Annotated in this window: 25 protein-coding genes and 1 pseudogene; 11 read left to right on the plus strand and 15 right to left on the minus strand. The window is 39.3% G+C overall.

Annotation, left to right across the window (positions count from 1 at the left end; translation table 11 throughout):
• Positions 1–204: 204 nt before the first annotated feature.
• The 3 genes from AC25JC_RS03405 to ftsY form a co-directional block, all read right to left on the minus strand.
• A complete protein-coding gene (locus AC25JC_RS03405; protein WP_180007270.1) occupies positions 205–798 on the minus strand; it encodes a nitroreductase family protein in 594 nt (197 codons plus the stop codon).
• A 215-nt stretch (positions 799–1,013) separates the two neighbouring features.
• Positions 1,014–1,700: a nitroreductase family protein gene (locus AC25JC_RS03410; protein WP_486923458.1), complete on the minus strand. Its 687-nt coding sequence runs from the start codon at positions 1,698–1,700 to the stop codon at positions 1,014–1,016.
• Positions 1,701–1,875: 175 nt separating this feature from the next.
• A complete protein-coding gene (gene ftsY, locus AC25JC_RS03415) occupies positions 1,876–2,982 on the minus strand; it encodes a signal recognition particle-docking protein FtsY (protein WP_486923459.1) in 1,107 nt (368 codons plus the stop codon).
• A 250-nt stretch (positions 2,983–3,232) separates the two neighbouring features.
• Here ftsY and AC25JC_RS03420 point away from each other — a divergent pair.
• A pseudogene (locus AC25JC_RS03420) lies at positions 3,233–4,546 on the plus strand (M16 family metallopeptidase); the annotation flags it as partial.
• A gap of 123 nt (positions 4,547–4,669) precedes the next feature.
• Positions 4,670–6,241 carry a M16 family metallopeptidase gene (locus tag AC25JC_RS03425; RefSeq protein WP_486923460.1) on the plus strand — a complete coding sequence of 524 codons (1,572 nt, stop codon included), beginning with the start codon at positions 4,670–4,672 and terminating at the stop codon, positions 6,239–6,241.
• Here the strand turns inward: AC25JC_RS03425 and AC25JC_RS03430 are convergent.
• Both AC25JC_RS03430 and AC25JC_RS03435 read right to left on the minus strand, forming a co-directional pair.
• Positions 6,165–6,488 carry a hypothetical protein gene (locus tag AC25JC_RS03430; protein WP_111884935.1) on the minus strand — a complete coding sequence of 108 codons (324 nt, stop codon included), beginning with the start codon at positions 6,486–6,488 and terminating at the stop codon, positions 6,165–6,167. The genes AC25JC_RS03425 and AC25JC_RS03430 overlap by 77 nt on opposite strands.
• A gap of 109 nt (positions 6,489–6,597) precedes the next feature.
• On the minus strand, positions 6,598–6,957 hold the full coding sequence (locus AC25JC_RS03435) for a hypothetical protein (RefSeq protein ID WP_111884936.1): 360 nt from the start codon (positions 6,955–6,957) through the stop codon (positions 6,598–6,600).
• A 221-nt stretch (positions 6,958–7,178) separates the two neighbouring features.
• Between AC25JC_RS03435 and AC25JC_RS03440 the strand changes: the two genes are divergently transcribed.
• The 4 genes from AC25JC_RS03440 to AC25JC_RS03455 all read left to right on the plus strand — a co-directional run bounded on the left by AC25JC_RS03440 (position 7,179) and on the right by AC25JC_RS03455 (position 8,940).
• Positions 7,179–7,412 carry an SEL1-like repeat protein gene (locus AC25JC_RS03440; protein ID WP_078188494.1) on the plus strand — a complete coding sequence of 78 codons (234 nt, stop codon included), beginning with the start codon at positions 7,179–7,181 and terminating at the stop codon, positions 7,410–7,412.
• Positions 7,413–7,551: 139 nt separating this feature from the next.
• Positions 7,552–7,929, plus strand: a complete 378-nt coding sequence (locus AC25JC_RS03445) for a DUF2750 domain-containing protein (RefSeq protein ID WP_180035766.1) — start codon at positions 7,552–7,554, stop codon at positions 7,927–7,929.
• A 107-nt stretch (positions 7,930–8,036) separates the two neighbouring features.
• A complete protein-coding gene (locus tag AC25JC_RS03450) occupies positions 8,037–8,468 on the plus strand; it encodes a CBS domain-containing protein (RefSeq protein ID WP_180116485.1) in 432 nt (143 codons plus the stop codon).
• 121 nt (positions 8,469–8,589) lie between these two features.
• Positions 8,590–8,940, plus strand: a complete 351-nt coding sequence (locus AC25JC_RS03455) for a hypothetical protein (RefSeq protein WP_486923461.1) — start codon at positions 8,590–8,592, stop codon at positions 8,938–8,940.
• Positions 8,941–8,949: 9 nt separating this feature from the next.
• On the opposite strand, the gene trpB is transcribed toward AC25JC_RS03455, so the two are convergent.
• From trpB to AC25JC_RS03505, 10 genes are all read right to left on the minus strand, one after another.
• Positions 8,950–10,158 carry a tryptophan synthase subunit beta gene (gene trpB / locus AC25JC_RS03460; protein ID WP_180133185.1) on the minus strand — a complete coding sequence of 403 codons (1,209 nt, stop codon included), beginning with the start codon at positions 10,156–10,158 and terminating at the stop codon, positions 8,950–8,952.
• 132 nt (positions 10,159–10,290) lie between these two features.
• Positions 10,291–11,478, minus strand: a complete 1,188-nt coding sequence (locus AC25JC_RS03465; RefSeq protein WP_078193904.1) for a vWA domain-containing protein — start codon at positions 11,476–11,478, stop codon at positions 10,291–10,293.
• Between the two features lie 381 nt (positions 11,479–11,859).
• Positions 11,860–12,129 carry a hypothetical protein gene (locus tag AC25JC_RS03470; RefSeq protein ID WP_180157460.1) on the minus strand — a complete coding sequence of 90 codons (270 nt, stop codon included), beginning with the start codon at positions 12,127–12,129 and terminating at the stop codon, positions 11,860–11,862.
• A 79-nt stretch (positions 12,130–12,208) separates the two neighbouring features.
• On the minus strand, positions 12,209–13,060 hold the full coding sequence (locus AC25JC_RS03475) for an AAA family ATPase (RefSeq protein WP_078188501.1): 852 nt from the start codon (positions 13,058–13,060) through the stop codon (positions 12,209–12,211).
• Positions 13,061–13,081: 21 nt separating this feature from the next.
• Positions 13,082–13,465, minus strand: a complete 384-nt coding sequence (locus tag AC25JC_RS03480) for a hypothetical protein (RefSeq protein WP_078193907.1) — start codon at positions 13,463–13,465, stop codon at positions 13,082–13,084.
• 21 nt (positions 13,466–13,486) lie between these two features.
• Positions 13,487–13,795, minus strand: coding sequence for a YcgL domain-containing protein (locus tag AC25JC_RS03485; protein ID WP_180011296.1), 309 nt, complete (start codon positions 13,793–13,795; stop codon positions 13,487–13,489).
• Between the two features lie 124 nt (positions 13,796–13,919).
• A complete protein-coding gene (locus tag AC25JC_RS03490; RefSeq protein ID WP_486923462.1) occupies positions 13,920–15,062 on the minus strand; it encodes a ribonuclease D in 1,143 nt (380 codons plus the stop codon).
• A 201-nt stretch (positions 15,063–15,263) separates the two neighbouring features.
• A complete protein-coding gene (gene recR, locus AC25JC_RS03495; RefSeq protein WP_078188505.1) occupies positions 15,264–15,860 on the minus strand; it encodes a recombination mediator RecR in 597 nt (198 codons plus the stop codon).
• Between the two features lie 12 nt (positions 15,861–15,872).
• On the minus strand, positions 15,873–16,202 hold the full coding sequence (locus tag AC25JC_RS03500) for a YbaB/EbfC family nucleoid-associated protein (protein ID WP_180074039.1): 330 nt from the start codon (positions 16,200–16,202) through the stop codon (positions 15,873–15,875).
• 32 nt (positions 16,203–16,234) lie between these two features.
• A complete protein-coding gene (locus tag AC25JC_RS03505) occupies positions 16,235–17,422 on the minus strand; it encodes an O-succinylhomoserine sulfhydrylase (RefSeq protein ID WP_180040989.1) in 1,188 nt (395 codons plus the stop codon).
• Between the two features lie 142 nt (positions 17,423–17,564).
• Between AC25JC_RS03505 and AC25JC_RS03510 the strand changes: the two genes are divergently transcribed.
• The 5 genes from AC25JC_RS03510 (at position 17,565) to AC25JC_RS03530 (ending at position 21,743) form a co-directional block, all read left to right on the plus strand.
• The gene (locus AC25JC_RS03510) at positions 17,565–18,659 is read left to right on the plus strand and encodes an alpha/beta fold hydrolase (protein ID WP_486923463.1); all 1,095 of its coding nucleotides are present in this window, start codon (positions 17,565–17,567) and stop codon (positions 18,657–18,659) included.
• 17 nt (positions 18,660–18,676) lie between these two features.
• On the plus strand, positions 18,677–19,549 hold the full coding sequence (locus AC25JC_RS03515) for an NAD(P)-dependent oxidoreductase (RefSeq protein WP_180116482.1): 873 nt from the start codon (positions 18,677–18,679) through the stop codon (positions 19,547–19,549).
• An 88-nt stretch (positions 19,550–19,637) separates the two neighbouring features.
• A complete protein-coding gene (locus AC25JC_RS03520) occupies positions 19,638–19,907 on the plus strand; it encodes a YARHG domain-containing protein (protein WP_078188510.1) in 270 nt (89 codons plus the stop codon).
• Between the two features lie 31 nt (positions 19,908–19,938).
• The gene (locus tag AC25JC_RS03525) at positions 19,939–20,352 is read left to right on the plus strand and encodes an HIT family protein (RefSeq protein ID WP_078188511.1); all 414 of its coding nucleotides are present in this window, start codon (positions 19,939–19,941) and stop codon (positions 20,350–20,352) included.
• Between the two features lie 311 nt (positions 20,353–20,663).
• Complete coding sequence (locus AC25JC_RS03530) at positions 20,664–21,743, plus strand: porin (protein ID WP_078188512.1); 1,080 nt, start codon at positions 20,664–20,666, stop codon at positions 21,741–21,743.
• Positions 21,744–22,136: the final 393 nt, after the last annotated feature.

Here is a 22,136-nt window from a genome sequence, read left to right on the forward strand (position 1 = left end):
ATATCGTAATCGAGGAAAAAGACTGGGCTTAAGATTCAATTTAATTGCGGGAATCTATAATTTAGAGCTGAGCAAAAAATGAATTATGAAAGAAGTCTAATCACTGTATATTTTGTTTCAAGACATTATTTTGATATTCATTCAAGAATTTTGCATATAAAAAAAGGATGCTTAATGCATCCTTTTTAATTCATCACACCATCATTACTTAAATGTTTTGAATCGTTCTTCATCTGCAATAAAGGTTTTTTCGCCTGCAGGCGCTTCAATCGAACCGAAAACAAGTTGTGCACGTAGTTTCCATTGATCTGGCACATCAAATGCCGCAGCTGTTTCAGCATCAACAATTGGATTGTAATGTTGCAATGATGCACCGATATTTTTTTCAGCCAAAGCCGTCCAAGTAGCAAATTGAGCAATCGCTGTTGAGTGTTCAGACCATACTGGGAAATTATCTGCATAAAGTGCAAATTGTTCTTGGAGAGCTTTTACTACAGCCTGATCTTCATAAAATAATGCTGTACCAAAACCTGCTGCAAAACTATTAATCTTGCCATTGGTTCCTTCAAATGCATCTGCAGGTACAATTTTACGTAAAGTTTCACGTACGATATTCCAGAATTTTTGATGTGCATCACCAAACAGAATAACGACACGAGACGTTTGAGAGTTAAATGATGACGGACTTAAACGTACAGCATTTTTAATGGTTTGCTCAATTTCATCTTGCGATAAACTCACGTTATTACCAATAGAATAGATTGTGCGACGTTGTTCGATTTGATTCAAGAATGACATTACAAGACCTCTTTTTATTTTCAATTAGCTGACTAAGTTGAGATTTATAATAGGTGATGTTTTTAACAGTTGCATGACTATATTTACAACATTGTGTCTTATTTCTAGAACAATCAGTTGCAAGCATCTAAATACCTACAACCCACTTACATTCAGATTTTGGTTTCACTGTCTTTAGTACGGCAGAAATCAAAGCAACATACAGAACATAGAAATTACTCATAAATTCTAAACTGATCTTGATCTTCTGGTTCTAAGCGTTCAGGCGCTTGGCCTTCAATTGAACCAAAGACCAACTGCGCACGTAGCAGCCATTGTCTTGAAATATCAAAGTGTTCGGCAACAGCATAATCAATGTGTGGATTATAGTGCTGTAAACATGCGCCTAGACCTGCATCTGCGATCGAAGTCCATACTGCGAATTGGGCCATGCCAGACGTTTGCTCCGACCACACTGGAAAATCTTCTGCACTTAATGGCACTTTCTTTTGTAATTGTTGAATCACAGCTTGATCTTCATAGAAAAGTACAGTTCCCAGGCCAGCTGCACATTGATCTATTTTGAGCGCCACACCTTCAAAAATATAACTCGCAACATTCTTGCGTTGTACGTCTTTTACAATGTCCCAAAATTTTTGATGAGATTCGCCAAATAAAACCACAATACGTGTGCTTTGCGAATTATATGCAGATGGACAACTTCTTACAGACTCTTGAATCAGTTCCGCCAAATAAGCCTGACTATAATGTACCTTCTTTCCAAGCTCGTAAATACTGCGACGTTTCTTTAGTTGGTCGACAAATGACGCTTCTACTTCTTGGTCAGTATTTTTCTTTTTTAATTTAAAATCTTTAGTGATATCCGCAGTCAATACATGACCAATTTTATCGAGTAACGCCACCCTAAACACCCCAAAGCAATTTTTATATATAAACAACAATTCCTTACTTATTCTAAGGGTTTATTAGGCTGAATTTTGACTATGATTTATTCACATGTTGCTTTTTAAATCAATCAGTAAGCTCAAAAACAAAAAACTCCGCATTTTGCGGAGTTTATGTGACATTTAACGCATTTTATTTATCAGTTTCAAATAATGCTGCGACAAATGATTTAGCTGAGAATGGACGCAAGTCATCAATTTTCTCACCTACACCAATAAAACGAATTGGCACATGGGTACGGCTTGCAATATTGAATAACACACCACCTTTTGCTGTACCATCAAGCTTAGTAATGGTTAGACCTGTAAGCCCTACTGCCTCATCAAACATTTCAACTTGGTTAATGGCATTTTGACCTGTGCCTGCATCTACCACTAACATCACTTCATGCGGAGCTGTAGCATCAATTTTTTGCATTACACGTTTTACTTTAGACAACTCTTGCATTAGATGTCCTTTGTTATGTAAACGACCTGCGGTGTCTGCAATCAGCACGTCTACGCCTTTTGCACGAGCACTTTCAAATGCATCAAAAATAACTGAAGCAGAATCTGCACCATGACCTTGAGCCACAACGGCAATATTATTACGTTCACCCCAAATTTGTAATTGTTCTGTGGCTGCTGCACGGAATGTATCACCAGCAGCCAACATTACTTTTTTACCTTCACCTTGTAAGCGTTTCGCTAATTTACCAATCGTGGTGGTTTTACCCACACCATTCACACCAACAACCAAAATCACATACGGATTTTTATTGCTGTCGATATGTAGCGGTTTAACACGTGGTGCAAGTAATGCCACCAGTTCTTCTTGAAGCGCTTTATATAAAGAGTGCGAGTAAATTAAATCGCCACGTTCAGTACGTTCAGTTAAGTTCGCAATAATCGTTTTGGTTGCATCGACACCAATGTCAGCAACCAAAAGTTGCTCTTCAACTTCCTCTAAAAGTTCATCGTCAATTTCCTTCCCACCGATCAGGATATTCACCATGCCGTCTGCAAAGTTCTTACGTGACTTTGCTAGACCTTCTTTCATACGACTAAAGAAGCCGCCTTTCACCTTCGAGTCTTCAGTTTTTGACTCTGTTTCTTGTAATGGTGCAGCAACTTCTTGCTGTACTTTCGGTGTCTCGATAATCGGCACATTTACCGCAGGTAAACTCGGTAGCGTGACATCGTCATCACCGATATCAGCATCAATCAAAAATTTATTCTGCCCATGAGATTGCTGTTGCATGCCGAATCCTTGAAAAGCACTGCGTTAAAAAAACCGATTCTATCATAAGTTATCTTAAATTGAGTCGCTACACGCCTGTCAGAGCGAAGCACACTAAAAAACAACATGTTGAACTTGCAATCAAAATTAACTTTAGGAAAACTAGATAGCTATAAAATGCATTTTAATGGATTCCTTTGTGTCCCATAAAAACAGATTTTCTCCTTATTTTTTTAAAACTTTATTTCGCTCTGCGCTTCCTATCTGTGTCATCAGCAGTTGCCTTTGGTCTGCACCCAATCTACATGCAGACACACGTACCCAATTAACACGTAGCACCTTTGAAACCACCCTTAAAAATGGTTTAAAGGTCATTATCCGTGAAGACCACCGTGCGCCGATGGTAATGACCCATATTTGGTACCGTGTGGGTAGTAGTGATGAGTCGGGCAATCTATTAGGGATCTCCCACGCGCTCGAACATATGATGTTTAAAGGAACCACCAAAGTTCCTAATGATGAATTTACACGTCTCAGCCGTATCTATGGCGGCAGCATCAACGCTGCAACCTTTACCAATTACACCAATTATTATCAGTTGTATCCTAAAGCCTACTTCCCTATGGCGCTGGAGCTCGAAGCGGATCGTATGAGTAATTTACGATTGCAACAACAAGATTTCGAGCCTGAAATTAAAGTGGTTATGGAAGAACGCAGACAGCGTACAGATGATAACCCTCGTTCTTTGGCTTATGAACGTTTCAAATGGATCTCTTATCCAACCAGTCACTATCGTCAACCCGTCATTGGACACATGAAAAATCTGCAAAACATCAAATTAGCTGATTTAAAACAGTGGTATAAAGATTGGTATACCCCAAACAACGCCATTTTGGTGATTGTCGGTGATGTCGATGCCGAAGCAGCAATACGTCAAGTTCAAAAATACTTTGGTGATATTCCATCACGTAAAACACCTGATCGTAACGATGTGATGGAATTCGAGCGTGTGGGCTATCGTCATATGGAACTAAATTTACCCGTACAAGTGCCCAATTTGTATATGGCGTGGAATGTACGCTCACTAGCTACCGCAAAAAACCCACAAGATGCTTATGCTCTCAATATTATTCGCAATATTTTAGACAGCGGCATCTCATCGCGCCTACAAGACAAACTGGTACGCGATAGAAAATTACTTACTGCTGTAAGTGTTTCTTATGATCCATACAATCGTGGAGACAGCTTGTTTACCATTTCAGCACTCCCTGCCGATGGCGTCAAAATGGAACAAGCGCAAAAAGCGATACAAGATGAAATCGACACTTTAAAAACAGAATTAGTCAAAACACCTGAAGTTGAACGTATCACCACACGTTTTGTCTCCAATTTAGTCTATAACCAAGATGACATCAGCAGCCAAGCCAAGACGATCGGTAACTTAGAAGTCAATGGGCTCAGTTTCAGGCTAATGGACGAATTACCAAAACTATATGAAAACGTCAGCGCACAAGATATTCAACGTGTCGCAAATGCGTATTTTGTCAAAGAAAATTTAAGCACCATGTATCTGCTTCCAGAACAGACGGAGGTTCCAACAACCTCAAATAAAGCAGATCAAACTACAAAACCAGCTCAAACGGAAGTTGTTACTCCAGAGCAACAGACTAACTCAACCCAAAACACAGAAAGCGTCTTGTAAGGATTAGTGATGACTATTACGAAAATTTTATCTCTAAGCTTACTCACTGCGTTTGGCTCACTCCTCCATGCAGAAACTTATACGGAAAATGTTCCCGACCTCAACGATAATCCGAGCCAATTACAATCTATCCCCATGCTGCAAAGTTTAAAGAATTTACAGATTGATAAAGACTACCGTGCTCCGCTTGTTCAAGTGCTGAAAAACCGAAATGGCGTAAATAGCCTGTTTGTTGAATCACAAGATCTACCTATGGTGGATATTCAACTGACCTTTAATGCAGGTTCTGCTCGTGATGAAGAAGTCGGAAAAGGCTTGTATGGTGTAGCAAACATGGCTGCACGTTTAATAGATGAAGGCACAGAAAAATACAATGCAACACAAATTGCCTCAGTTTTTGACCAAACAGGTGCTCAATTTAGCGTACAAGCACATCGAGATATGTTTGTCGTTCGGCTACGCGTATTGTCAGACCCTAAAAAATTAGAACCTGCTTTAAGTATGATGATGGATGTGATTAAAAATGCGACTTTTAAAAACTCCAGTCTCAACTTAGCACTCAGCAATAACCAAGCTGGTCAGAAACAACTCCAAGAAAGCCCAAGTCGCTTAATGAATATTCGTTTCTATCGGGCTGTATACGGCACACACCCATATGCAGAACCGATTACTGGAACCAATGGCAGTATCAAAAAAATCACCCCTGACATTTTAAAGAAGTTTCGTAATCAATTTTTAGTTGCTCAAAACATGAATATTGCCATTACAGGCAAACTCAGCAAAAAAGAAGCACAAAACCTTGCAGAACGTATTTCCGGAAACTTAAACCAAGGTGAAAAAGCTAAGGCACTTGCACAACCAGAAGAAAAACAAGGGTTTGATATCATCCATCTTCCCTACAATTCCACCCAAGCCAACGTCATGTTTGGACATTTAGGAGCGACACGTGATAACAAAGATCGATTAGCCCTAGAAGTAGCTAATCGAATGTTTGGTGGTGGAGGTTTTAACTCGGTCCTCATGCAAGAGCTTCGCGTTAAACGTGGCTATACTTATGGTGCCTATAGTGCATTTAGCTTTAGCCAAGCACCCGGTATCTTTAGTTTTAGCTATGGAACACGTCAAGATCAGCTGATAGATAGTATTCAAGTGGCACATAAGGCTTTTAATGATTTTGTCAAAATGCCTATTGATCAAAAACAAATGGAAGAAACCAAAGCAGGTATGCTGCGTGCTTTTCCAAATAATTACAGCAGTAATGCAACAATCAATGCACAGCTTGGTCTATTGGGGTTTTATCAACAAGATCCAGATTATTTGACCCAGTACCCTAAATTATTGGAAAAAATAACTGTAGCTGATGTACAAAATGCGGTTCGTACTTACATGCACCCTGAAAATATGACGGTGATTGTGGTGAGCAAAACCTTAGATAAAAATGAAGTACAGCAGATATTAGAGGATAATGCACAAGCAACTCCAACCAAGATAATCCCTGCAACTAAGGCTGTTCCTCTGCCAAAGCCGGAAGTTGATGTGCCCGCACAGATTCCATCTGATAAGCATGCATCAATTTAAGATAAGCACCCACACGAATGCGATCTTGCTGTCTCAGCAGCATCGCCATTTCCTGTGTTTCAGGATAACTTTGCTGCAACGCAAGTCGTGACACGTTTTGGTATTGCTGTACAGAAATAGGACGATATAAGGCAATCACAGCCAATACCAAAATCACCACGATCATGACTGAAACAAAGATATTATAAATTTGCTCTAGCTGTATTTTAGATTTGAATTGAATAATTTTTTCTAAATCAATAGTCATACACTACCTCAGGTTCAAAGTAGTGTATGGCTGACGTTCAAGAAGTTCAAGTCACAGCGCTTAAAACTGCATCAGTCCACTGTTTCAGTCTGTGAGTTAGCTAAACAATTTAATGAATAATGGTACGTATCACCGCAAAATAAAGAATCAATGCAATAATCGCCAAAACGATAAATACTGCAAAAATACTCATTCCACCCTCTGCATGCGCAGGATGTAAATCATCATCATCGGCGATTTTGAGTAATTCGCCATTATATGCATTGTAAAATTCTAAGCGCTGTGCCTTATCTAAATCCCGTGTGAAATCATATACACGTTTGCGCTGTGCCAAACCAAAATCCCCTAAATGAATTTCTTGATGAAAAATTGCTTCATCAAGATTGCGACGATGTAGATGTGCCAACTCCACAATTTGCGCTAATGTCGGAGGATAATCTAAAGTTAAACCGTCTAAAACTCTTGTCATTTACTTCTCCTTATTATCTACAACTTCTTATGATAGTATTTTACTCACGAAAACAATTGTCCATTGTTTAATCATGTAAACTATAGCAAATTAGAAATATTTACGTGAATAGTTGACAATTCAAGATAATTGTAATATTAGTTTAATAATACTTAGTTAAATTAGTTAATAGGGCTAAAGAATGAGCCCTTAATGATCATAATTAGAATAAGGAGTTAAATATGATTCAACAATTCTCTCAACATGAACTCGAACATGTATACGCAAATGCGGTAAACACAATTCAATCTCAAATGAACTTCAGCGATGCAGTTCATGAATTGGAAGATGCAGCTCGTGCTGGACATGGTAAAGCAGCGTTATTTTTGGCTGAACTTTATTATCAAGGCTTCCGCGTAGAACGTGACTCACTCAAAGCGCAATATTGGCAGAACATGGCCACCTTGCAAGCATAACAAAACGTCACTAAGGTGGCGTTTTTTACACCCTTCAACTTTTAACTACATAAATTCTTACAATCAAGTTCAAAGCTTACACAGCTTTTTCATAAGAATTTCCTACAATAGGAGCAACATCAACAACACGCTGCATATGATGTCTAAATTAAAGCAATATAAACCTATTCCAAAAGATTTATTTTTCAAAATTAGTATTTTAAAAACCATGATGTACTGTGGAGTCCTTTGGGGTCTCTACCACCAACAAGGTTGGGCAATGACCAGCGATCAAGATCATATTATCTTCCCGTTTTGGCTAAATGGCATTCAAGCGCATAAATATGCCAAAAAGCATTGGCCCAACTACACTCCACGACGCATTACACCAGAGGATTTTGAGGCATCGCTATTACCGACATTAACACGCCTTAAAGTCATCCCTGCGTTGCATAGCTCTAGCCACATCCGTCTCAAGCTCACAACATCGCAAATGCGTTTATTCTTTTTTAATAATGACAAAATACAAATCGCATAAAACCCTCAGTGCATGTTTTGACCTAAGCATGCACTGAAAAATATTTGCTTTTTTCAATTTTCGCGCTAATTTAAATTAAACAAAAACTACTATAAAGGAATGAAAATATGACTACAGTTGCCCAAGTACTTAAAGACAAAGCTTTTCAAGAAATCTACACCATCACTCCAGATGCGACTGTACTCGAAGCCATTTCCCTGATGGCACAAAAAGGCATTGGTGCCCTCGTTGTGACCCATGAAGGCACAGTCGTTGGTATTTTGTCTGAGCGTGACTACACACGTAAAATCGCCCTGATGGAAAGAACTTCTTTCGATACCTCTGTCAGCGAGATTATGACGGGAAGTGTCATCACTGTCACAAGTGCAGCGACTGTCGAAGAATGTTTAGAACTCATGACAGATCGCCATTTACGTCATTTACCTGTCGTTGAGGAACAGAAATTAACTGGCTTAATCTCCATCGGCGACCTTGTAAAAGCAGCAATGGATGATCAACGCAAACTGATCGAACAACTTCAACAATATATTTCTGGCTAAACTCAAAAATCCCCCTTGATAAGCTTTAAGGGGGAATTCCAAATATCAATAATTTATATAACTCACATTTTGTAATGACATAAACATTACAAATTAATTACTTTTCTCAATTTCCTTTCTTATGTTTGAATCCGCTTTAGATAAATTAGACCAACTAGATGCCATCATTTTAGAATTAGAACGCTTAATGTTATCGATGAAAGACGATGAACTGCTGCAATACCACCGACGTACGATCAATTTTGAGATTGCTTCTGCTGTCGCTGAAATTTTAGATGCAAAGGCAATTATTTATGCGCTACATCCAGAGTTAATTCCAATTACATCAAGCGTTAACCACACTTTTTATAAAAATTATGTCAAAAAAAATATCCCAGTTAAAAACTGGGATACTTCGAATATAGATCGGCCTATACAACTGCAAAAGATTTTTGCACCATCAACAGATGATGAGCAGCTTAGTCTTTTTTAATGGCAGTAATTAATTTAAACCTAATTTTTCAGCCACATAGTCTGAGTCTTTATCGCCACGGCCTGAAACGTTAACCACAATCTTCACATCTTTGGCAAGTTTTGGTGCTTCACGAATTGCCCAAGCAACCGCATGTGAACTTTCTAGTGCAGGAACAATACCTTCCACACGTGAAAGCGCTATAAATGCATCTAAACATTCTTGGTCTGTCGCTGTTGTATATTCAACACGGCCTAGGTCTTTTAACAAGCTATGTTGTGGCCCCACTCCTGGATAATCCAAACCCGATGCAATTGAATGCACTGGTAATGGTTCACCCTGTTCATCTTCAAGGACATAACATGCCATGCCATGAATTTGACTTGGCTTACCCAGTGTCAATGTTGCAGAATGCATATTGGTATTTAAACCATGACCTGCAGGCTCTACGCCTACAAGTTTTACATCGGAGTCATTCAGGAATGCTGTAAATGCACCAACAGCATTGGATCCACCACCCACGCATGCAACGACATAGTCAGGATTTGCACCAAATCGATCATTGGCTTGAACTTTAATTTCATCACCAATAATTGACTGGAAGTCACGAACCATTTTCGGGAATGGGTGTGGGCCAACCACTGAACCAATCGCATAAATAAAATTGGTTGGATCTTTTAAGTATTCTTCAAAAGCGCTATCTACTGCATCTTTAAGCGTAGCTGTCCCACGAGTGACAGAGATTAGGTTGGCACCTAAAATCTTCATTTTCACTACGTTTGGATGTTCTTTTTCAATATCCACTTGCCCCATGTGAATTTCACATGGAATGCCCACTAAGGCACAAGCCGTTGCCAATGCTACACCATGCTGACCTGCGCCGGTTTCAGCAATCACTTTGGTTTTACCCATGTATTTTGCTAATAAGGCTTCGCCAAGGCAGTGGTTAATTTTATGCGCGCCAGTATGGTTGAGGTCTTCACGCTTGAGGTAGATTTGTGCACCACCTAATTTGTCAGACAAGCGCTTCGCATAAAACAATGGGCTTGGACGTCCAACATAGTGCGCAAACAACTCTTTCAATTCATTTTGAAATTCTTCTGTATGACGAATTTGCTCATAAGCAACATTAATGTCATCCATTGCCTGTTTTAAATCTGGTGGAATGAACTGCCCACCGTATTCACCGAAGAAACCTTCTTCATTAGGTAATGCGATACCATTAATTTGATGATCCATCATATTTCCTTCATGTTGTATGCAAAACAAAGACTTTTAAATACTATCCAATTTTGAAAATAAGAAACAATGCAAAATTGGTGTAAGTAATATAAACATCATTGATAAGAAAAAGTATCGTTTTTTAAAGCTTTAGCGCGCTAAATATTTCGTCATATCTTCCACACCTTTTAGAGTCATCGGGAACATATGATCTTCAAAGATGTGTTTTATCGCAGCTATGGTTTGGGTGTAATGCCAATAACTTTCTTCTTCGGGGTTTAACCATGCTGTTTTATCAAAATGATTGCGTAAGCGCTGTAACCACACCTGACCCGCTTCATCATTCATATACTCCACAGAACCACCTACAGAGTTCAACTCATACGGTGCCATACTTGCATCACCGACCACGATGACGCGGTAATCTCGCCCATAGGTATTGAATAGATCCCAAGTATTCATACGCGTGCTTGAACGGCGAATATTATCTTTCCACACATAGTCATATAAACAGTTATGGAAATAGAAATACTCTAAGGTTTTAAATTCAGTTTTAGCCGCGGTAAAGAGCTTCTCACATTGGGCAATATGTGAATCCATCGAGCCCCCAACATCAAACAGCATCAAGACTTTAATGCGGTTACGTCGTTCAGGAACCAACTGCACATCCAAAATTCCTTGTTTGGCTGTTTCACGAATGGTTCCGTCGATATCTAGCTCTTCTGCTGCACCTTGGCGGGCAAATTTACGCAAACGACGCAAAGCCATCTGCATCTGACGACTTCCGAGAATCTGCTCATCATCTAGGTTTCGGTATTGTCGTTGTTCCCACACTTTCACCGCAGATCGTTTACGACCAGGCCCACCGATACGCACACCTTCAGGATGGTCACCATAGGCACCAAAGGGCGAGGTACCGCCCGTACCTATCATCCGATTACCACCTTGATGCTTTTTATGCTGCTCGCGCAAACGCTCTTCAAGCATTTTCATCAGTTCTTCTAATGATCCAGCTTTTTTTAGTTCTTCTCGTTGTTCTGGTGTCAAATGCTTTTCGATGAGCTCTAGATCAAACCAATCCTTTGGCAGTTTATGCACCTGATTTAATAGCTCATCTAAATCAAAGGTAGCAATACCGTCAAAATAATCTTTCATTGCACGGTCGAACTTATCAAAGTAACGCTCATCTTTGACCATGACGGTTTTTGCAAGCTGATAAAATTCATTTTGATCTGCAAAGACTAGCCCTGCTGCCACTGCTTGGTTCAAGTCAATCAATTCACGAGTTGAAACAGGAACACCGTATTTTCGAAGGGTATAAAACAATCGCACAAACATAGGCGAATAAAATCCAATAAAAAATTAAATATCAGGAGGTCAAATCCAGTGTGAATGCATGTGATCTTGTTATTTCATCTGCAACTGAGTCTTGCCTTACATCCACCATTATGAAAAATTGATCCCTACAAGTAAAGCCAAAAGCTTGTTCTGCGTGTTCATATACGTTGCCCTACTATCCAAAGAAACACATATAGCATGATTTATTCGCAAGTCGCATTTCTATTGTTAAGCGATTGTTTAAGAGTTTCATATTTGTGCTGAACATTGAGGCGATCTTGCTGCAAATGTTCAATAGATACGATTTTATGAAAACCTTGATGGTTTCTATAGCGGTTAAAGTCACTTAGATTCAAGATCACAAAATCATAGTATTTTAGCTCAAGTTGCAGCACAGGCCTTTTGCTGAATGGCCGTTTGAGCTGCGAGATGATCTGATTGATCAATGAGCTTTTCTTTAAGTTGATGTTCTGCAACTTGCGCCCAATACGCATCCTGGAGTAGCTGTTGATGCTGCTGTTCAAACTGAGCATCATCCATCGCATAGCTATACCCAGATAAATACAAGCTCGCAGCCAACAAAAGTACAGTCGGCTTTAATCTCCTAGGTACAGCTATGTGTACACGAGATACGTATGCATTTGTCTGCATAATTCACCTTTATATTTTTTAATGCTCAAAATAAAAGCCGGATAACCGGCTTTTAAATCTTTTAAAGAATTGATATCAATTAACGACGTGACATAAATGCTAGACGCTCAAGTAATTGCACATCTTGTTCATTCTTAATCAAGGCACCATAAAGCGGTGGAATTGATTTTGATTTATCTGTATTGCGTAAAATATCTTCTGGCATATCATCCGCCATCAGCAAACTCAACCAATCAATCAACTCAGAGGTTGAAGGTGGTTTCTTTAAACCCGGAACTTGACGTAATTTAAAGAAGATTTGTAGTGCTTCGGAAACCAAGGTATTTGAAATATTTTCAAAATGCACATCGATGATTTCACGCATGGTTGCTTCGTCCGGGAATTCAATATAATGGAAGAAACAACGACGCAAAAAGGCATCTGGAAGTTCTTTTTCATTATTTGAAGTAATGATCACGATTGGACGTTGTGTTGCCGTAATCGTTTCACCCGTCTCATACACAAAGAAGGACATTTTATCGAGTTCATGCAGCAAATCATTAGGGAATTCGATATCTGCTTTATCAATCTCGTCAATTAGAAGTACACAACGTTCTTCACTGGTGAACGCTTCCCAAAGCTTACCCGGCTTAATATAGTTTTTGATGTCATAAACACGGTCATCGCCCAACTGACTATCACGCAGACGAGATACGGCGTCGTACTCGTACAAACCTTGTTGAGCCTTGGTCGTTGATTTGATATGCCACGTAATGAGCTTAAGCCCTAAGCTTTCAGCCACTTGTTCGGCTAAAAGTGTCTTACCTGTCCCCGGCTCACCTTTAACCAAAAGTGGCTTTTGCAATGAACGTGCAGCTTTTACTGCAAGTTTTAAGCTATCGGTCGCAATATATTGATCTGTACCAGTAAATTGTTGAGTTTCAACAGACATGACATAACCTTATTTTTTTATTTAAAGCGGTGAAATTTTCTTGTTTACAACGTGCTGTGGTTTCGCTGCATTGTATTTGGTCCAAAAATAACCGAGGACTAAACCAATACCCACCACAAAGAGAATCAGCGATAGATTCAACCAAACCAATGGCTGATCTTTTGTTAATACACCAAAAATCAAACCAAAAATCGCAGGTGCGATTGCTGCATTTGAACCTTCAGAAACGGTTGGTGTTAATAAAATAGCAAATACGATAAGCCAACCAATGGCACCGATCGTTTTGGGTAAGCGCTTCATCAGCCCATACCAACACAACAAAGCAATTACAGCCCCACCTAGGTAAACCGTAATTGCAATACTGCTTTCAGGAATTGAGTCCAATACCGATACTACACCATTCATTTTCACAACTCCTGAATTAACTTAAGCGCCGCGCAAGCCTTCTGGCTCAACCGCATTTGGGTCAATTAAACCTTCTGGAGGCATTTGAATAAAGAACCCTTTTGTTTCAATTGAATCTATGACATGCAATACGTTCACACGTGCAAGTTTGCGTGATTCACTAAGTTCTAGATCCATGACAAATGTGGCACGACCAAACGCTGTACGTAAAGCATCAGGCATTACTGCAAGCGGATCTGTCGCTTCAGTTTCGTTTTCATTAACTTCAGGACGAGCAATATAAAGATACATTTCATCTTTTTTGCTCGATTTGTAGATAGAACAGTACATAATTGAATCAATACTCATTAAACGCAAGGCAAAGGATACATCAAAAAAAAGACTGATACATTAGTGTTTATTAACGCATCAGTCGTGAATTTGTATAAGTGATAGTTCTTTAATCAATCAGAACTTATTCCATCACTTTCATTTGACCAGAAAGATAGCTTTCATCGGCATGCAGTACTTCAATTAAAGGCTTCGTCAGCAAATCATAGCGCCAGCCCAACAAATAGCTCGGTAAATCTTGTTCATCATTATGAAAAACCACATGCTGATACAAAGCATTTAACCATTTTTTACGCATTAAAACTTCTTTAGGCACAGAGGTTTCTTGTACTGCACGCTGAATGACTGTATCGACGCGCGAACCAATATCCTGAGACGAATGACGAATTGGACGTGCCATACGCAGCGGCCATTCAGCTTGTTCTGGTAAAAACTTCAACAAATCTAAAATAATTTTACCATGCTCACGCACAATGTTCGGACGAATATCTTTCACCGCACTCAATTGAAAATTATTTTTTGGATTTTTTTCTACCATATCAATGATGGTTGAGTTTTTAAGAATAAAGCTACGTGGCTGATTTAAGGCTTTCACCATTTGCTCACGCCAAACGGCCAATTGCTGAATTTGCATGAGCTGACGACGTGAATGTCGATAATTACCAATATCGTGATACAGCATATGGATCGGCGTTTCAGTGCCAATTTCATAAGTTAAATTTTTGCAGTCCTCAAGCACACAATTTAATAAACTTTTCGCAGCCAACTCATTTTGAATCGTATGGCTTAAATTCATTAAATAATGTACATCATTCGCTGCATAGTTCAATTGCTCGGCACTGAGTGGACGAGCCAACCAATCTGAACGTGTCTGATCTTTATCTATATCTACATCGAGCATAGTTTTTAAGGCATTTTGATAGCTGACTTGTAAGCCATGCCCTAAAAATGACATCCCAACTTGGGTATCAAAGACATTTTCTAAAGACTTATGCTGTGCATAGTGATAAATCAGGTCGATATCTTCACTACAAGCATGAAAAATGTTTTGCTGAGCCGCAAATAATTTTTGCCAGAATTGGGTTAAATCGAGGGTTGTACCATCAAGTAAATACACCTGATTTTGTACATTAATTTGGAAAAGTCCAAGTTTGGGCCACAGGGTATCTACTTTTATAAACTCGGTGTCGAGTCCGTAAATCGAGCTTTGGTCCATAAGATTTAAAACGCAATTTAAATCTGGCTGATTTTGAATGAATTGATACATAAGTTGCTGAGTCTAAATTTAGATGCTCTATGAGCTTATATTAACTGATATATATTATTTATCTATAAGGAAAAACGTTATTTTAGTGACTTATTTCCTTTAATTGGCTTTTTTATTCATTGTAAACAAAAACTTTAATCGTTATTAAGTATAAATAATTAAGTGAAAATTATACAAAGCGAAACGAGTTTCGCTCTATAGTTACTTCATTCGCATTCGGTTATGCACGGCCTGACTTAAAGTATGACTATCCACATATTCAAGCTCACCACCCTGTGGTACTCCCTGTGCAATACGGGTCATTTGTATTGGTAAATGTTTAGTCGCTTCAACCAAATAATGTGCTGTCGCTTGACCTTCAACCGTTGCATTGGTCGCCAAGATCACTTCCTGCACTTTACCATCACTTAGTCGTTGAATTAAATATGGGATACCAATTTCGTCGGGGCCAATACCATCGAGTGGCGACAAATGCCCACCCAATACATGATATTTCCCTCTAAAACTGCCACTTTGCTCGATTGCCATGACATCTGCAGGAGATTCAACCACACAAAGCAGTTGATCATCACGTTCTGACGAGACGCATATGTTGCATACCTCATCTTCAGTCAATGAATGGCAAATGGAACATTCATGAATATAGTTGGTTGCTTCAGTCAAGGCATGTGCCAGACCAACAGCGCCTTCCCTATTTTTCATGATTAAGTGCAGTGCCATTCGTTGAGCCGACTTTGGCCCAACGCTTGGTAAAATACGCAATGCCTGTACAAGTTGATCAAAACGATCACTAAACATTTAACGTATTCCTTAGAATAAACCTGAAAGACCTGGTGGAAGACCCATACCAGAGTTTGCAGATTTCAGTTTTTCTTCTGAAATCGCTTCAGCTTGACGTGAAGCATCATTCATTGCTGCTGCAATTAAGTCTTCAATCATATCTGCATCATCTTGAAGTAGTTCAGGATTGATTTCGATACGTTTCACTACATGACGTGCAGTCATAGTAACTTTAACCAGACCACCACCTGCTTCAGCGTGAACTTCAACTTGTGCAAGCTCTTCCTTGGCTTTTTTAATGTTGCTCTCTACTTCTTTTTGCATGCGTTGAGCTTGCTGCATGAGCATATTAATGTTCATAAAAATCTCCGAACAAAACTGATGAATTCACTTTAGATAAGATCTAAACCGCGTGAAAGATCGCGAATAATATCATTAATATCCTCTAAACCAACAGATACGCGAATTAAACCTTCGCTAATCCCTGCTGCTTTTTTCGCTTCTGCTGACATTCTGCCATGAGAAGTCGTTGCAGGATGGGTAATTGTTGACTTTACATCACCCAAGTTACTTGTAATAGAAAGGAACTTGGTATTATCAATCACAGTCCAAGCACCTTCACGTTCGCCTTTGGCAACAAACGACACAACTCCGCCAAAGCCTTTTTGTTGTTTTTTCGCCAACTCATGACCTTCGTGATTTGGAAGTCCCGCATAGTACACTTTTTCAACTTTCGGGTGTGCATCTAACCATTCAGCTAAAGTTTGAGCACTTGCACAGTGGGCTTTCATACGTAAGCTTAAAGTTTCTAGGCCTTTCAGGAAGATCCATGCATTGAATGGACTCATCGAGTTACCCAGTGTACGAATAACACCTGTAATCTCTTCCATCAATTTTGCACTACCTACAACAGCACCACCGAGCGCACGACCTTGTCCATCAATGTATTTAGTTGATGAATAAATCACGAGGTCCGCACCAAATTTAATCGGTTGCTGTAACACCGGTGTACAGAAAGTATTATCGACTGCAAATAATGCCCCATGCGCATGTGCAATATCAGCAATGGCTTGTAAATCCCCTACTTGAGCTAATGGGTTTGACGGTGTTTCAATAAACAATAAGCGTGTCGTTGGACGAATCGCTTGTTTCCAAGCATCTAAATCTTCCAAATCAACAAAAGTAACGTCAACGCCAAATTTGATGACATATTTTTCAAACAGAGAAATGATCGAACCAAAGACAGCACGTGAACACACCACATGATCACCAGCTTTCAAATATGCCAAAGTGATCGCGTGTACGCCCGCCATACCTGAACTTGTCGCAACAGCGGCTTCAGCACCATCCAAAACAGCTAAACGTTTTTCGAACGCTTGTACAGTTGGATTGGTATAACGTGAATAGGTATTGCCTTCAATTTGACCTGAAAATTTTGCTGCGGCATCTGCTGCACTTTCACAAACAAATGATGAAGTCAGGAAAATTGGCTCACTATGTTCACCCTCAAAAGTACGAGTATGACCTGTACGAATCGCTAAAGTCTCTAATTGATATTCGATGTCGTCTTGTTGGCTCATCTGTATTACTCAGTCGCGAAGAACTGCCTTTGTGAAGAATTGCCAATATTTTGAGCGTCTAAGCTATTTAAGGTCAAGGTAAAATACGAAATTATCGCTTAGACTTCGACCAATCCTACAAGGACTTAGGCAATTGACAGTTATGCACCCTTTCAAACAGAAATTTCTGGCGCAGCAAAAGAAAATTAAACACCTGTCTACACGTGTGTTTAATGCAAAATCGTTGGTCCTTTCTCAATCGACACCCTATGAAGTAATTACTGAATATAAACATGCAAAAGTTCGGTATTACGCTTCGCCTGATCGTAAATACAAAGAACCCTTAGTGTTTGTTGCTCCACTGGCCATCAATATGGCGATTTATGATTTGTATCCATATCGCTCATTGGTGAAACATTTTCAACATAGTGGCTTTGATGTCTATTTGTTGGAATGGGGAAAATTAAACTATCAAGATCGTTTCTTAAATTTTCTATCGTTTATTGATGATGTGATTCCACATTGTATTGATCAAATTTGTAAACATGCAGATAGTCAATACATCTCGCTACACGGTTGGAGCATGGCTGGAGTCTTTGTAACGCTATATACCGCATTACACCAACCTGAACATGTTAAAAATCTAATGGTGATGGGCGCACCGATTGATAGCTATGCTTCAGGTCGTATCGGAAAGTTATTTCAAAAAACCAATCGCTTGCTTTCACGTAGTAAGAATTTACAAGATACGGTCTACACTGGGAAAATTCCTAAACATTTTATCCATACACCGGGCGTACTCAATGCGATTGGATTTAAAATCGTTGATCCAATGGGTTGGTTCAAAAGCCAAAAACAATTTTTATCTAACTTAGACAATCTACATGACCTGTATGAACATGCAACCATGGGCGATTTTCTCAATCACATGATTGACTATCCGGGTGGGATTAACCAAGACATGGTGTTCAATGTTTGGCTACAAAATCCACTTAAAAACGGCATTATTCAATTGAAAGATAAAGTTATTAAATTAAAAAATATCCACTGCTCTTTGTTGATTGGCGCGGGTTCTACCGATCAAATCGTTACTGCTGATGCAGCAAGTCCTTTAGGCGAATTGACAAGTAGTCAAGATGTCACGTTTACTCTCATTCCCGGTGGTCACCTCGGCCTAATGTCGAGTCAAAAAAGTGCCAATCAATTTTGGCCAACTTTGACCCAGTGGCTTACACAAAGATCCAGTTTATTGAAATAAAAATTTAGAGGGTAAAGATGATTCAGTCAGTTGCATTTATCGGATTGGGCGCAATGGGTTACCGTATGGCAGCGCACCTACCAAAACAGTTCGACACGGTTTATGTCTGGAATCGAAACTTTACCAAGGCAGAGCAACATGCTGCTGAATTTGGTACGCAAGCGGTTGCATTAGAGCAAGCAGTACAAGCGGACATTATTTTTTCATGCCTACCCATCAGCCAAGATGTTGAAAATTTAATTGCGAGTGTGACGCTGAAATCAGGCTCGATTTGGGTCGACTGTACCAGCGGTGTGCCAGAATCTGCAAAAAAACTCGCTGCAGCCTTAAAGCAACAAAACGTTTCGTTCTTAGACGCCCCTGTGAGTGGACAAACCATTGGCGCTGAAACGGGAACATTAACCGTCATGATTGGTGGTGACGCAGCAGCCTTTGAACGTGCATTACCTGCGATCCAAACATTTGGCAGACTGATTAAACATGTGGGTGAACCGGGTGCGGGTTTTGCTGTGAAAGCTGTAAACAACATGTTAATGGCTGTAAATCTTTGTGCAGTTGCTGAAGGATTCACCACCTTAAAAGCGCATGGCGTAGACTTACATGAAGCACTCGATTGTATTAATGCGTCGAGCGGTAAAAGTAATGTGACTGAAACAGTTTTACCGCAACGCGTACTGAATCGTAGCTTCCCATTAACCTTTGCACTTCCATTACTTGCAAAAGATACGGGAATTGCTGTTGATCTTGTGCGCCAAGCAAAACTTTCAGCACCGGTGCTCTCTTTGACGCAAAATTTAATCCAAGCAGCAAGCGATCAAGCTGAAGAAAACAGTGATTTTTCAAGCGCTATGATTATGTATGAAAAATGGAGTAAAATTACAATTGAGTAATAACTCGCCATTGAATAACGATAAATAACCATCATATTGTACTCTAGTGTCATAACACACATTGTTACAAATGACAGAGGAAACTCGCATGAACAAATTTACCCTTGCAACTTTGCTAGGTGCTGTAACTTTAATCGGGGCTTCTACTGCTGTTTTAGCATCTGAGCAAGAATGCCAAAAGTTGAAAAATGACCATGACGTGATTTATGCATCGAAAGGTTTTTGCTTTAAAGATCCTGATGCTAAAGCGAAGTTCGGCAATGACAATTGCTACACAACTAAGCCTAAATTTTCAGAAAAAGAGCAACAACGACTTGACGCGATCAAAGATCGCCAGAAAGAATTGAACTGTAAATAATTACGATTCAATTCGCACAAGGAATTTAGCAATGACTTATGATGATCAAAATATTTTTGCTCGGATTTTACGTGGAGAACTTCCTGCGTTTAAAGTCTATGAAGATGATCAAGTACTCGCTTTTATGGATGTCATGCCACAGGCCGAAGGTCATACGCTCGTAATTCCTAAAACCCCTGCTATTACGCTGCTTGATTTAGATCCAGAAGCGGCTGCTTATACCATTCAGGTCGCTCAAAAAGTTGCGAAAGCAATGGAAAAAGCCTTAGACGTGAAAGGTATCGTATTGATGCAGTTGTCTGGCGCTGCTGCGGGTCAAACTGTTCCGCATGTGCATTTCCACCTGATTCCGACTTCAGTGCATGAATTAGGTAAACATGCCGCACAGATGGGCGACATGGAAAAAATCAAAGCCATTGGCGAAAAAATCAAAGCAGCACTTTAAGTTCAATTGAGTTTAAAGTGATGATCAATGGAGCTTCAGCTCCATTTTTTATGTCTAGAATATTGTCCCAAGTACTTTTTAGCTGAAAAAATCAATCTTCAATATAACTATAAGTGTTTAATACATATTCATTTTTATAAGTATAAAAGTAATTTAAACCAAAAATCACCTTTCACCGTTTTGAAATATTTCCTTAATAGAACTGTCTTATTTGTAATGAATACTTAGCGCCATTAGATAGCGAAATTACTTCTAGCCAAGCTACTGATAAAACATATTGATATGACTGGAAAAGTCTTCTGGAGCTTCAAATGAAAAAAACTCTATGTGCATTAGCAATCGGGGCAACAATTCTTACACCAATGATGGCATCTGCTGCAGATGTAAAAATTTATGGCCGTGCACATGTCTCTCTTGACTATCTAGATGATGGTAAAGATTACAACGAAGTTGGTCTTTCTTCTAACGCTTCACGCTTAGGCTTCAAAGTAGATCAAAAAATTAATGATGACCTCAACGTATTCGCTCAAATTGAGCAAGAAGTAAACTTTGCAAGCGGTAGCCAAGACAGCAAAGGTGTAGATTTTTCAACACGTGACACATTCGTGGGTTTAAAAAGTTCAACTTATGGTCAAGCACGTGTAGGTCGTTTTGACAGCCCATTTAAAGTCGCACGTAGCCCTGTGAACTTCTTCGGCGACATGGTTGGTGACGTTCGTAACGTAACACGTGTCGGCAACTTAAAATTTGATGAACGTAATGAAAACACCATTGAATATAAATCTCCAAAATTTGGCGGTGGTTTCAATGTATTAGCTGCAATGTCGATGCATTCAGGTACACAAATTGACCGTGAAGCAGATGGCGAAGGCAAAGATGACAACAAAGCCTATGACCTTGCTCTAACCTATAAAGAAGGTCCAATTGATTTTGCAGCAGCATACGAAAAGTATGATGAAAATGCAGCAAACGCAGCAGGTGGCGCAAGTCGAGATGCATTCCGTATTGCCGGTGCATATAAGTTAACTGAAGAATTTAACTTGGGTGCTTTATACCAAATTGCGAAACACGACAACGATACAGCCAACCCAGATGCTCAAGTTTTTGGTGTAGCTGGCGAATATAAAGTAACGCCTAAAACCTCAGTACGCGGTGAATACTTCTACCGTGACGTAGATGCTGATGATGCTAATGCAAGCTTGATCGGTGTGGGTGTAGAACATAAGTTGGATAGCACTTTACGCGTATACGGCAACCTAGCAACTGTGCTTAACGACAAAAACTCTAAACTTAACCCTTGGAAAGAAGGTCGTAGCTTCGGTAACGGTATTTCAGGGATCGGTGATGAAAATGCAACTGCACTTTCTCTTGGTCTGCGTTACGACTTCTAAGCTGCAATACCCCCTAAAAAAGACATACTCCGGTATGTCTTTTTTTTACTCAAATGTAGTGTCTCAAGACTAAAATAAGCTAAGTTCATCATGTATCAAATATTTAAAAAGTATTTAAAAAACTTAGTCCAGCCTCTTTAACATTAACCATATAGAGATCGTTTAACAGCACTACATGAATAGCCCTTTTTTTAGCAAAACTTAAACATAAAAATAAAAATCTTATTCACTCAATAAAGATTCTCATTATTAATAATGTAACTTTTAGTAAATATAGTAAATTAGTCAGGATTTAAAATATAAATATAAGCGTTTTAGTCGGATTTAAAATAATTAAACACAAGTGTTTTAGTCAAGTATTTAAAATAAAAAAATTAGTTTATTTTTTAACTA

The sequence above is a fragment of the Acinetobacter sp. P37 genome, assembly GCF_057480965.1.